Origin of the sequence: Vibrio artabrorum, assembly GCF_024347295.1 — a bacterium.
Classification (GTDB): domain Bacteria; phylum Pseudomonadota; class Gammaproteobacteria; order Enterobacterales; family Vibrionaceae; genus Vibrio; species Vibrio artabrorum.
Genome location: NZ_AP025458.1, coordinates 1445350 through 1457691 on the forward strand (window position 1 = coordinate 1445350; position 12342 = coordinate 1457691).

Here is a 12342-nt window from a genome sequence, read left to right on the forward strand (position 1 = left end):
CTTGATCTTGTTCATTATCGTTTGTGACCGGTGTGAAGTCTGTTTTCTAGCCATATCGAATATCTCGACATGCCAAAACAAAACACCCAGAACACTAACGCGACAAATACATAACTTTCTGTTGAATATCCAAGCCATTCAGGGTCGGTATTCGCGGCTTGGCCAATCCCAAGTACATCAAACATACCAATAATCAAAACAAGACTGGTATCTTTGAACAAACCAATGAAGGTGTTCACAATTGAAGGAATCGTGATTTTAAGAGCTTGAGGCAGAATGATAAGCCCAGTCTTTTTCCAGTAGCTCAATCCGAGAGCATCAGCGGCTTCGTATTGGCCTTTTGGTATTGCTTGTAAACCACCACGAATGACTTCAGCCATGTAAGCGGCGCTGAATAGGACAACCCCAACAAGTGCCCTGATCAGCTTATCGGTTTCTGTCCCTTCTGATAAAAAGAGTGGCAGCATTACTGAAGCCATGAATAGAACGGTAATCAGCGGTACGCCACGCCAAATTTCGATGTATACAGTACACATACTGCGAATGATCGGCATCTCTGAGCGACGCCCAAGAGCAAGTGCAACACCAATAGGCAGTGACACGACAATACCAACAAGTGCGATGATCAGTGTAACCAGTAGACCACCCCATTTATGGGTATCAACAACTTCCAGTCCAAAGACACCTCCGTATAGCAAGCCTGCAATGATAAATGGGTAGATGTTAACGAAGAACAACCAAATCCACGTACGTTTAGGTGTTTTTTCATAAGCCAGTAAGGCCACAAAAATAGCTAACGTTGCGTAGAATAGGCGAGGTCGCCACAGTTCCGCTTCAGGGTAGAAGCCATACATGAATTGGTCCCAACGAACGCTAATAAAAACCCAACAAGCGCCATCGCTTGTACAGGCATCACGTGTGGTTCCTATCCAGTCAGCACTGATGAATGCCCAATCCGCGACTGCCCACAGAAGGGTAAAAGCAAAGTAAGCAAGAACCACAGTGACGACGCTGTTAACGGGTCCATTAAACAGATTTTTTCTTAACCAACCGACTGGCCCAACGGTATTCGCTGGAGGCGGAAGATCAGGTTGAAATTGATGTGTACTCATCTTATCTCTCCACCAACGCTACTTTGCGATTGTATATGTTCATTAGAGCGGACGTTAATAGGCTCAAGGTCAGGTAGACACCCATTGTCATCGCGATTACTTCGATAGCTTGTCCTGTTTGGTTCAGTGTTGTTCCTGCAAATACAGAGACAAGATCCGGGTAACCAATGGCCATCGCAAGTGATGAGTTTTTGGTCAAGTTTAAATACTGACTGGTTAGTGGTGGGATAATAATTCTTAATGCTTGTGGGATAATGACAAGCTTAAGGGTTCTCGCTCGTGGGATTCCAAGAGACATAGCAGCCTCAGTTTGCCCATGATTTACCGCATTAATACCAGAACGCACAATCTCGGCAATGAACGCCGCTGTGTAGATACTTAAAGCAAGCATCAATGCTGCAAGTTCAGGGATTACGCTAATACCACCCTTGAAGTTAAACCCTTTCAAAACAGGGTAATCCGCAGAGATAGGCATACCCATAACAAAGTAAGTTACCAACGGTAAGCCTAAAATTAACGCTGCGGCAATTCGCAACATCGGTGTTTGTTGGCCGGTCAGTTTCTGTTTGTTATTGGCCCAAATGTTGATAATAAACGTAGCGATGATACCGGCAATCAATGATGCAATGACAATGCTACTGCCTTGCTCTAATACTGGAGCTGGGAAGTACAACCCACGTACGTTCAAGAAAATGGCTTCACCTAGGCTCATGCTTTGACGAGCAGAAGGCAAGGCTTGTAGAACGGCGAAGTACCAGAAAAAGATTTGTAAAAGAAGAGGGATATTTCGGAATATCTCGATGTAGACAGCTGCAAAACGGCTAACTAACCAATTTGAAGAAAGTCTAGCGATACCCATACTAAAGCCCAGTACCGTGGCTAACATAATGCCGAGTACTGAAACCAAAGCGGTATTGAGGAGACCGACAAAGAATGTACGACCGTATGAGAAGGTTTCGTCGTATTCAATCAGTGTTAAGCCGATACCAAAACCAGCTTCTTGAGACAGAAAATCAAAACCAGTGGTGATACCACGGGAGTCTAAGTTAGTGAGTGCGTTAGTTACAATCGTGTAAAAGAAAGCACAAAGCGCTCCGACAGCGATAATTTGGAAAATGATGGAGCGAAACGTTGGGTTGTAAAAAAGGTTGGTACTTTTGGGCTGTGGCTTTGCCTGAGTTGGAGACGTCGTGTCATTAGGTTTCATACTGCTATAACCTCAAATCCATTTAATAAATAGGGCGGACAAGCCGCCCTCATTGATGCTTGGAGATTTATTAACGGATTGGTGGAGCGTACATAAAGCCGCCCGCATTCCATAGTGCGTTTACGCCTCGAGAGATTTGCAGTGGTGAACCTGTACCCACCGTGCGTTCGAAGCTCTCACCGTAGTTACCAACTTGCTTAATGACTTGGTAACCCCAATCGTCACGAATGCCTAGGCCTTTTCCTTTAGGACCGTCAACACCAAGAATACGTTTGATGTTTGGATCTTTTGACTTGAGCATTTCATCAGCATTCTTCGAAGAGATACCGTACTCTTCCGCATTAATCATTGCTGAAAGTGTCCATTTAGCAACGTTAAACCATTTATCATCATCTTGACGAACAACAGGACCTAGCGGCTCTTTAGAGATGATTTCAGGAAGTACCTGTGCGGATTTAGGATCGGCTAGATTCAAGCGAAGTGCGTATAGACCAGATTGGTCTGTGGTAAGAACATCACAACGCCCGGCATCAAAACCTTTCGATGTCTGTGCTGCCGTATCGAATACCACTGGCTTGTAAGACATGCCGCTGTTACGGAAGTAATCGGCTAGGTTAAGTTCAGTTGTTGTACCTGATTGAACACATACTGAAGCGCCATCAAGTTCTCGAGCACTTGTTAGACCAAGTTCTTTTTTAACCATGAAGCCTTGACCATCGTAGTAGTTAACGCCCACGAAGTTCAAACCTAGAGCAGTATCACGATGCAGTGTCCATGTTGTGTTTCGTGATAGTACGTCAATCTCACCAGATTGTAGCGCAGTGAAACGTTCTTTCGCTGTTAACGGTACATACTTAACTTTGCTCTTATCACCGAGTACCGCCGCTGCAAGAGCTTGACAATACTCAACATCGATTCCTTCCCATTCACCTTTTGAGTTAGGGTTAGAGAACCCTGGAAGACCTGTACTGACACCACAAGTTAAAAATCCTTGAGATGTGACTTTATCCAGAGTGCTTTCTGCCGCTGATGCCGATGTTGCCATCATCGCAGTTGATGCCGCTACCACTGAAGCAAGAAGTGTTAGTTTATTTGTCATTTGTATCCTTCCTTGTTAACCAGGTGACACCTGATACTCGTGCTCATTTGAGTTTCTTGTATGTGTTGCGTTGTCTATGACCTTGTTGTTCAAATTAAACGAGTTGCATTTTGCAAATGAAACCGTGCGCGATTTAAACAACTGTTTATAAGGTTAGGAAAGGATTCGTGGTTTCACAAATGTATAATTTAAAAAGAATTTTGAGTGAAATCACAAATCCGAACACAATTAGGATGACGAAATGTTAACTCGATGTAAATAGTGCAACGTATCACACAATTGGTGCAACAAGATTTAGGTTTTTATATTGATAATTGACTGGGGGAATGTTCTGAGTTTGTGTTGTTAAAGCGAAGCATTAGACTTGAAAAAGGTTAAAATTTGGTTAAAAAATATTTTTATTGTACTTGGATAGTTATTAATATGCTCCAAATTTGGTAGCATGGATGAATAGTTATTTAAGTCGTATCAAGGAAGAACATGCGTTATTTCCCGATGTTTTTGGATGTAGAGAATAAGCCCATTTTAGTGGTGGGTGGTGGTGAAGTTGCTTGCCGTAAAGTCGATAGCTTGTTGCGAGCCGGGGCAAGTGTAACGTTGGTATCTCCTAAGGTCGCGCCTTACTTAAAGCAATTAATTGATGATGGAAAACTTCATTGGATTCAAAATTTCTACTCGTCACAAATAATATCGAAAAATTACTTGCAGGTTTGGGCGACAACAGACAATCCAAGCTTGAATCACCAAGTGTATAATGATGCGAAAAAACTGGGCATTCTAGTCAATGTCGTTGACGATCTCCCTTACTGCGACTTCATCACACCTTCGATGATAAATCGCGGAAGAATCCAAATTGCCATCTCTAGTGGTGGTGCATCACCTGTTTTAGTAAGAAATATCAGAGAAAAACTCGAAACGGTATTGCCACAAAATATAGGCTTGATAGCAGACTTCGGTGCATCAAAACGCAATTCAATCAAAGCGTCATTTCCAACCGTCGACGAGCGTCGTAAGTTTTGGGAGCGTTTCTTGTCATCCAGCTTTATCGAGCAGGTGAATGACAGAGAGCAGTTAGAGCTTTACTACCAGCAAGCGGTAACCGAAGGCGTAGATAGCGAAGGGCAGGTCACTTGGATTGAATTCGAGCAAGACGTCGAATTGCTGTCTATGAAGGCTTTGCGTTTGATGCAAGAAGCAGAGCTCGTACTTTCATCGAGCGATTGTCCATTTGAATTTATCGACCTGTGCCGCCGAGATGCAGAAAGAGAGAGCTACGCCAACAGCGGAGAGCTATCAACCAAGCTTGAGCAAGCAAGAGCAGAGAAATTACGAGTGTGTGTGTTTATTCCACCAGCAAGCGTAGAGTTCAATCTGCTGGTCGGCAAAGATCTAAAATTGTCAGCAGCCCAAGTACTCAGTTGAGGTAGTTGCTTCTAGTTGAAATGAGAGCTTTCTGGCTGGTTGAAATCGGCTAGAGGCTCGGAATAAAACTAAAACTGGACACAGATAAATAAAAAGCCACTTCCTATAAAGAAGTGGCTTTCTGCTATTTCAAACACGACATTGTGCTGATGAATGAGCAACCCAAATTGGCGGTCGCTCTAATTCAAAAATTAGTCGCGGAAGTTGTCAAACTGGAAAGGTTGACCAAGTTCACCGCTGCGAACTAGAGCCATAACAGCTTGTAGGTCATCACGCTTCTTACCTGTTACACGAACTTTGTCGCCTTGGATAGAAGCTTGAACTTTAACTTTGTTGTCTTTGATTAGCTTAACGATCTTCTTAGCGACATCAGTTTCAATACCTTGCTTAAAGATAACCGTTTGGTGCCAAGTGCGACCTGTTTGGTCTGCCGCTTTTGCTTCCATCGCGTTTGGATCAACATTGCGCTTTGTTAGGTTGCTACGAAGGATATCGCGCATTTGCTTCAGTTGAAAATCGTCTTGAGCAGTCAATTTTACTGATTCATCTTTGTAATCAAAGCTTGCTTCAACGCCGCGAAAATCGAAACGAGTCGATAGTTCACGGTTTGCGTTGTCTACCGCGTTACGCAGTTCTACTGCTTCTACTTCAGAGATAATGTCAAATGATGGCATTGTGTTGTTTCCTTAAGCTAAGTTTCTATCTTTAATTGCTGTTGCAAGCATGTCTAGCATTGTTGCAGTATCTTCCCAGCTTAGGCATGGATCAGTAATCGATTTGCCATATTCTAGGTTGTTGATGTCTGTCATTGGCTGGTTGCCTTCAATAATGAAGCTTTCTGCCATGATGCCTGCAATTTGGTTCTTGTTCGATTTGATCTGCTCACAAATGTCTTGTGCAACTTCTAACTGTTTACGGTGTTGTTTCTGACAGTTAGCGTGGCTAAAGTCGACAACTAAACGTTGAGGCAGGTCGAATTCAGCCAGTTGCTTACACGCAGTATCTACAGATTCAGCGTCGAAGTTAGGGCCTTTATCACCACCACGTAGAATAACGTGACCGTATGGGTTGCCAGAAGTACGGTAAACCGTCATGCGGCCGTTCTTATCTGGAGAGTAGAAGTAGTGTGAAGCATGCGCAGCACGAATTGCATCGATAGCAATCTTGATGTTGCCGTTGGTCGCGTTTTTGAAGCCAACTGGGCAAGACAGTGCAGAAGCCATTTCACGGTGAATCTGAGATTCAGTTGTACGAGCGCCAATCGCGCCCCAAGTGATAAGGTCTGCAATGTACTGACCTGTGATCATATCAAGGAACTCAGTCGCGGTAGCTAGGCCAAGCTTGTTGATGTCGAGTAGAAGTTTACGAGCTTTGTTTAGGCCGGTTTCAAGTGCGTATGAACCATCAAGATTCGGATCAGTAATCAACCCCTTCCAACCGACAACAGTACGAGGTTTCTCGAAGTAGGTTCTCATGACCACGAACAGTTCATCTTTATACTGGTCTTGAATCTGACTTAAGCGCTCAGCGTAATCGAGTGCTGCTTCTGTATCGTGAACAGAACATGGGCCAACGATGACTAATAGGCGGTCATCACGACCTGTTAAGATATCTTCAATTTGGCGGCGAGAATTTTTAATGCGCTCTGCAACGTCGTCAGTAATAGGGTGTGCATTGCCTAGTTCGGCAGGAGTTGGCATAGGACCCAGAGCTTGGGTTCTCAACTCATCAGTTTTTAATGGCATGTGATAGCTTTTTTATTCTATTGCGAAGTGGTTAAGATAACGGAATTGAACAGAGGAATAAACTCTCTTAAGTCAAAGTTATCTCTGTTATTGCTAATATTCTAATTTTTATCAGCAGGCCTGCGTCAAATGAGGGATTTTCACTTGTATTAACAGGCAGCTATCGGTATTTTCGTTTGAACACAACATAAAAATGCTGGAGCAGCAATGACTCAAGAAAATCAAAGCACTTTGCACCCAGGACTGGTTTTAGGTGATGTGCTGCCTTCTTATAACGCTAATAATAATGCCAACCACTTATACGTTTCATTATCAGAATTGGTGATGGATCGTGTCTTTTACCATCCAAGTATCGAAAGTCATTTAGATACACTGACTGATATTGAAAAAACATCCTTAAATACGATCCTTGGCGATAAAACTGTCGATGAGCATTTTATTTCAACCTTGGTGATTGCTATCCAAGCTGCGGTTCAGCCAAATCACACTTCTGTACGTATCGCATTAAGCAGTGCAGACAGCCATGGCTTCCGTTCGTTGCTTGGCGGGAACTGTGAAGCTGAGGAGGTTAACCCTGCACTAGGCGTTCGCGGCGTTGCTCGTTACGCGACGCCAGAGTACAGCAAGGCTTTCGCTTTAGAGTGTCAGGTTATTAAAACGTTGCGAGAGCAGGGTATTAACGTTGAAGTGGTTGTGCCGTATGTACGAGCATTAAGCGATGCCGCTAAGATTATTGACCTGCTTGCCGAGCAAGGCTTACCACGTGGTCTGAATGGTTTGAAAGTACTGTTCTCGTGTGATGTGCCGTCTGCCGTGCTATTGAGCGAACGTTTACTGCATTACTTTGATGGTGTGGTTGTGAATGTTGATAGCTTAGCGTCTTTCACTTTAGGTATAGATAAGCACAATGAAGTTCAACGACATGCTTTTGACCCTCAAAACGAGGCCGTCATTATTTTATTGAGTATGATTGTGAAAGCAACCCTGAACGCGAAGAAGCCAATACTGATGGTGACTCAAGGTTTGGTTGACTACCCGCGCCTACAAAGCTTCATCGCTGATCTAGAAGGGGTCGAAACGGTCGTGACTGCGTAATCGGTTTGTTGTCTAAGTCACTCAACTGGCTGTATCCGTTTATTTGAAGCGCTAAAGCTTTGAGAATGAAAGAGATATCATGATGCGATGATATCTCTTTTTTATAACATTTTTTTGACATCCCTAACGCTGTTCGATTAACTGGTCTGATGACTAACTTGATTAGGTGATTCAAATGTTGACCCCTCTACAAAAAGCAAATGTCTACTTGAGCATGTTTGGTTTCTTTAAAGTGCCTCTGATCTGGTTATGTCGACCAAAACTGCTCGCTTTGGACAACCAACATGTTGAAGTCAAAATTCCGCTTAAAAGACGCACCAAGAACCACCTGAATAGCATGTATTTTGGTGTTTTAGCTGTAGGTGCCGATGTCGCAGGCGGTTTTCTTGCGATGAGCAAATCTCAGCAGCAAGGTGAAAAGATTTCGTTGGCATTTAAAGAGGTGACAGGGAAGTTCTTAAAGCGCCCAGAAGGTGACGTACACTTCACTTGCAACGATGGTGAGTTGATCAATAGAATGCTGGCTGAAACTTTGTCTACTGGCGAGCGAGTCAATCATCCAGTGACCATTATCGCGACTTGTCCGTCTTTGCATGGCGACGAACCAATGGCGGAGTTCACGTTAACACTTTCGATTAAAAAAGTTCCGTCTAGAAAATAGCTCGGAAATATGCACCTGAAGAGGGCGGTTCAATAGAAGGTTATCATTGAACAAATGAGAAGAGTGGTATGTGAATTGAACATCCACATACCGGAACAAGATTAAGATTCTTGAGTTATTTGCTCGATATCCACGATCTTTGAACGGTTCATTACAATCTTCCAACGGTAATAGGTCGGTTCATTATCGTGATTGTTCTCTTTAATGATCAGGTTGAGTAGGTGGCGCTTTTCGACAGATTCACGACTTACTTGCCCTTCATTCAAGCGGTAAATCTTATTTGAGCTTTTGTCCATCAAGCGTGTTAGCGATCTTAAGCTTATTGATAACGTTTCACGAGTTTCTTCATAGCCACTCATGAACGTCGATGTCGACATTTCAGTATGAGATCGATAATGCAAAATTTGTTCTTCACGTTGTACGACACGCTTCTTACGTATGGCTTGAATCCGGTCTGCTAGCTTAGAAAAACTTGCGTAATCCAACCATTCTAACTTATGACCGACAGATTTATTGGTTGTCGGGTCAAAGTAGCGGCGCTTCCATTTTGGTTTACCTTTGCGAAGCCAGCGCCAAAGAATATCCCTTAAGTCATCTTTGAATATTTCGCGCAATGCATAAATGAAGGACATCGCCACGATGAAAGAGGCGGTGATCTCCCCAAGGAAATCACGAGCCAATATAACCGTCGTGGTGACGACGACCATGACCAAACCGGTCGCGATACCTTTCACGGCCCGTTTGACGTTTTTACCCATTGATGTGGTTTTTTCTTTCAATACGATAGGGTGTTCAATCAAACGGCGCAACAATCTCATTTTGTTGCTTAGACGAGTGATGTCCTCTCTAACTTTTGCTGAGTTGTAACGATTCAGTTTACGGTGAGCGGTTTCTTTCTCGCAAAGCGTTAAAAGTCTCTCTTTGATGGTCGAATATTCACTACCACGAGGCATGTGTGAAACCAGCGATAAAAACTTTTGCTCAGTGTACCAAGAAAGATAGTTATCAATATTTGCGTAGTAACGTTTGAGGTTCTCTTCGTAAGGAATACTTCGGCGAAGCTTTTTTAGTATGTCTAACGCGAGTTCAATCACTTCATCGACATCGTCTTCTGTTACGTCGTCACTATTGGTTTTATTCAAAGCGCTGACGGCTTTGTCCAACGCAATGACATATTGGTATGCAAACAAACTCAAGCTTACACGATATTGTGTCGTCGATAAGTGGCCCCGTTTGGCTAAACGGCTATGTACTAGCGGTAGCAGCGTTTTATCACTGTAGTAAGTTCTCTTCTGAATAATAGAGCTGTAAAAGAATGCATTTTCAGAAAGCACTTCTGGAGTGAGGCCAAGTTCACCGGGAATGAAGAGATAAACGTCCATATCAAGCTTTTTGGTTTTCGCCATCGCATGGTTAATTTTAATGGTTATCGCATCTTGTTTATCAACGGTGATCAACGATGTCTCCTAAAATATAAAAATATAAAAATATGAATGAAACTAGCGAAAGCATATCAGAGATCACGTATAATCACCGCCAAATTTAAAGTAGAGACAATCTTGATGATTAATATTGGTCAAATAAACAATCTAGAAGTAGTAAAACAAGCAGACTTCGGTGTATTCCTTGACGCTAGCGACTATGGAACCGTGTTGCTTCCGAAGCGGTTTACTCCTGAAGGTGTTGAAATTGGTCAAAAGCTAGACGTGTTCTTATACATTGATTCTGATAACCAAATCGCCGCAACCACTGAAAAACCCATCGCTCAAGTCGGGCAGTTTGGCCTAATGACGGTCGAAGGTGTCAACAGCACCGGAGCATTTATGAACTGGGGCGTGAAAGGTAAAGACCTATTGGTTCCTTTCAGTGAGCAACGCGGCCGTTTAAACGAAGGCCAATCAATCTTAGTATATGTGTATATTGATAAAGCATCGAGCCGTATTGTAGGTACCACAAAGTTCAACAAGTGGTTAGACAAAACCCCTGCAACTTATGAGCGCAATGAACAAGTAGAACTTATCATCGCTGAACGCAGCCAGTTGGGCTATAAAGCGATCGTGAATGGAGAGCACTGGGGGATGATTTTCCCATCAGACATCATCGGTAAGTTGTTCATCGGTAAAACGCTGAAAGGGTATGTTAAAAATGTTCGTGAAGAAGACGGTAAGATTGACTTGTCGCTTCAGAAGATTGGTGTCGCGAAAATGGATGATCTAAGCACTAAGATTCTTGATCTGCTTGAGAAGAAAGGCGGTTTCTTACCTCTGAATGACAAGTCTTCACCTGAAGCGATTTTCTCTGCATTTAGAACCAGCAAAGGTACGTTCAAGAAGACGATTGGTGGTTTGTACAAATCTGGCAAGATCACTATCGATAAAGAAGGCATCAGCTTAGTTAAATAAGCGATCCATTCGGTCAAAAAAGCCCAAACATTTAACGTTGTTTGGGCTTTTTGTTTTTCTCTGTACTGTGGCGAGTTTTAATCGGGTGACTAGAAAAGGTTTTTGTCGCGTACGAGTTCGCGTGGTAAACCGTTCTTCACTCGGTTGCCAACCCACTTACCAAGGCCGATGATTGCGCCGTTGTATTTTACTAGCACTTCGCCTTTGCCTGATAAGTTTTCAGGGCGGACGTCGCGTCCCATGAACCATTCACGAGCGTCTTCGATGCTAAGGTCGACGATGTTAGCTTCATTACCCGTCGCGAGCGTTGTCGCAACTTGGTGTTGCCAGCGATAACCTTTTTTATGGGTTTCAGCGATCTTGATTCCCATACGAGAGAAGCGAAACTCACCGATCATAGGCTCTAGCGCTTTAGGAAATAGCCAAACGTCGTTGTCGCGAATCCAAACTTGAGTATCGCTTGGCAATTCGATATCGAGAGTATTCACTAGCTGTTCAGCGACATCTTGCTGAACTTTCTTTGACGCTTTTTCAAATGGGAATTTACCCAGACGTTTTTTAACGTCTGGTGGATTCACAGACGCGAGCTTACGGATACGAGCAACAAAGAAACCTTCCGAGTCATACACCTGTGGGAAGATGTGAAGAAAGCCTTCTTCGGTCGTGGTTGCTTTTGCGTTGTCGAATAGTGATTCAAGAGATTCAAACTCAACCGCATCACCAAAGGTTTCTTTTAGGTGGTGACACACTTGTTGGTTTTCTTCGGTGCTCAAGGTACACGTTGAATAAACCAGCACACCATCAGGCTTGAGAGCATGGAATGCACTTTCAATCAGATCTTTCTGTGTGTTCGCAATATCGACCACTGATTGATACGTCCAGTTTTTCATCGCATCGGCGTCTTTACGAATCGTACCTTCGCCAGAGCAGGGGGCATCTAACAATACGGCATCGAATTGTTCGGGTAGCCAACCTCCGAACACGCGCCCATCAAAATTACTCAGTGCGGCATTACGGACACCACAACGTTCAATGTTAGCGTGAAGGACTTTCACACGGCTTGCCGCGTATTCATTAGCAACCAACACGCCACGATTATGCATTAGCGCGGCTATTTGCGTTGTTTTGGAGCCGGGTGCCGCCGCCGTATCGAGCACCGATTGGTAGTCTGCATCACCTTGGAAAAGTGCTGAAGGTGGCATCATAGAGCTGGCTTCTTGGATGTAAAAAAGACCAGACATATGTTCAGCCGTATTGCCTAATGGCGTTTCACTTTCATCTGCGGAAATCCAAAATCCTGTTTCGCACCAAGGCACACTCTCCAGTTCCCAACCTTTGTCTTTCGCACGGATGAGGAAGTCTTCGACACTGATCTTCAATGTGTTGACTCGAATGCTTTTACGCAGTGGCTTTTGACAAGATGCGACAAAAGAAGCCATATCTAGATGACTTGGCATGATCGCTTCGATGTGCGTTAGAAATTCTTCTGGGATATATACGTTAGCGTGCAAAAGGGTATCTCGAATTATTGCATTAATGTTGGGAGTTTAAAGCAAAATGAGGCTGCCCTAAACCATATTTACGGTAAACAACAAAAAT

General features: G+C 43.5%; 11 protein-coding genes. 4 read left to right on the forward strand and 7 right to left on the reverse strand.

The genetic code is table 11. From position 1 onward, the window contains the following. Window positions 1-14: 14 nt before the first annotated feature. From OCU36_RS06510 to OCU36_RS06520, 3 genes are all read right to left on the reverse strand, one after another. Entirely contained in the window at window positions 15-1112 is a 1098-nt protein-coding gene (locus tag OCU36_RS06510) for an amino acid ABC transporter permease (protein WP_261839576.1), read from the reverse strand. Window position 1113: 1 nt separating this feature from the next. Next, a complete protein-coding gene (locus OCU36_RS06515; RefSeq protein ID WP_261839577.1) occupies window positions 1114-2319 on the reverse strand; it encodes an amino acid ABC transporter permease in 1206 nt (401 codons plus the stop codon). A 70-nt stretch (window positions 2320-2389) separates the two neighbouring features. Beyond that, window positions 2390-3418, reverse strand: coding sequence for an amino acid ABC transporter substrate-binding protein (locus OCU36_RS06520; protein WP_261839578.1), 1029 nt, complete (start codon window positions 3416-3418; stop codon window positions 2390-2392). Window positions 3419-3898: 480 nt separating this feature from the next. On the opposite strand from OCU36_RS06520, the gene OCU36_RS06525 reads away from it, so the two are divergent. Continuing rightward, entirely contained in the window at window positions 3899-4840 is a 942-nt protein-coding gene (locus OCU36_RS06525) for a precorrin-2 dehydrogenase/sirohydrochlorin ferrochelatase family protein (protein ID WP_261839579.1), read from the forward strand. 191 nt (window positions 4841-5031) lie between these two features. Here the strand turns inward: OCU36_RS06525 and OCU36_RS06530 are convergent, their stop codons facing one another. Further along, entirely contained in the window at window positions 5032-5514 is a 483-nt protein-coding gene (locus OCU36_RS06530) for a YajQ family cyclic di-GMP-binding protein (RefSeq protein ID WP_004733632.1), read from the reverse strand. Window positions 5515-5526: 12 nt separating this feature from the next. After that, window positions 5527-6585: a 3-deoxy-7-phosphoheptulonate synthase gene (locus OCU36_RS06535; RefSeq protein WP_261839580.1), complete on the reverse strand. Its 1059-nt coding sequence runs from the start codon at window positions 6583-6585 to the stop codon at window positions 5527-5529. Between the two features lie 207 nt (window positions 6586-6792). Here OCU36_RS06535 and OCU36_RS06540 point away from each other — a divergent pair, with 207 nt between their 5' ends. Further along, window positions 6793-7680 carry a putative PEP-binding protein gene (locus tag OCU36_RS06540; protein ID WP_261839581.1) on the forward strand — a complete coding sequence of 296 codons (888 nt, stop codon included), beginning with the start codon at window positions 6793-6795 and terminating at the stop codon, window positions 7678-7680. Between the two features lie 175 nt (window positions 7681-7855). Continuing rightward, a complete protein-coding gene (locus OCU36_RS06545) occupies window positions 7856-8341 on the forward strand; it encodes a PaaI family thioesterase (RefSeq protein ID WP_261839582.1) in 486 nt (161 codons plus the stop codon). Between the two features lie 101 nt (window positions 8342-8442). Here the strand turns inward: OCU36_RS06545 and OCU36_RS06550 are convergent, their stop codons facing one another. Beyond that, window positions 8443-9798, reverse strand: a complete 1356-nt coding sequence (locus OCU36_RS06550; RefSeq protein WP_261839583.1) for a hypothetical protein — start codon at window positions 9796-9798, stop codon at window positions 8443-8445. Window positions 9799-9834: 36 nt separating this feature from the next. Between OCU36_RS06550 and OCU36_RS06555 the strand changes: the two genes are divergently transcribed. Continuing rightward, entirely contained in the window at window positions 9835-10743 is a 909-nt protein-coding gene (locus OCU36_RS06555) for a CvfB family protein (RefSeq protein ID WP_261839584.1), read from the forward strand. Between the two features lie 89 nt (window positions 10744-10832). Here OCU36_RS06555 and rsmF read toward each other — a convergent pair whose 3' ends face one another. Next, window positions 10833-12254 carry a 16S rRNA (cytosine(1407)-C(5))-methyltransferase RsmF gene (rsmF, locus tag OCU36_RS06560; protein ID WP_261839585.1) on the reverse strand — a complete coding sequence of 474 codons (1422 nt, stop codon included), beginning with the start codon at window positions 12252-12254 and terminating at the stop codon, window positions 10833-10835. Between the last annotated feature and the right edge of the window lie 88 nt (window positions 12255-12342).

What these genes read in the sequence shown, in the direction of transcription:
- OCU36_RS06510 (WP_261839576.1), bottom strand. Translation starts at nt 1,112, where the DNA reads ATGAGTACACATCAATTTCAACCTGATCTTCCGCCTCCAGCGAATACC.
- OCU36_RS06515 (WP_261839577.1), bottom strand. Translation starts at nt 2,319, where the DNA reads ATGAAACCTAATGACACGACGTCTCCAACTCAGGCAAAGCCACAGCCC.
- OCU36_RS06520 (WP_261839578.1), bottom strand. Translation starts at nt 3,418, where the DNA reads ATGACAAATAAACTAACACTTCTTGCTTCAGTGGTAGCGGCATCAACT.
- OCU36_RS06525 (WP_261839579.1), top strand. Translation starts at nt 3,899, where the DNA reads ATGCGTTATTTCCCGATGTTTTTGGATGTAGAGAATAAGCCCATTTTA.
- OCU36_RS06530 (WP_004733632.1), bottom strand. Translation starts at nt 5,514, where the DNA reads ATGCCATCATTTGACATTATCTCTGAAGTAGAAGCAGTAGAACTGCGT.
- OCU36_RS06535 (WP_261839580.1), bottom strand. Translation starts at nt 6,585, where the DNA reads ATGCCATTAAAAACTGATGAGTTGAGAACCCAAGCTCTGGGTCCTATG.
- OCU36_RS06540 (WP_261839581.1), top strand. Translation starts at nt 6,793, where the DNA reads ATGACTCAAGAAAATCAAAGCACTTTGCACCCAGGACTGGTTTTAGGT.
- OCU36_RS06545 (WP_261839582.1), top strand. Translation starts at nt 7,856, where the DNA reads ATGTTGACCCCTCTACAAAAAGCAAATGTCTACTTGAGCATGTTTGGT.
- OCU36_RS06555 (WP_261839584.1), top strand. Translation starts at nt 9,835, where the DNA reads ATGAAACTAGCGAAAGCATATCAGAGATCACGTATAATCACCGCCAAA.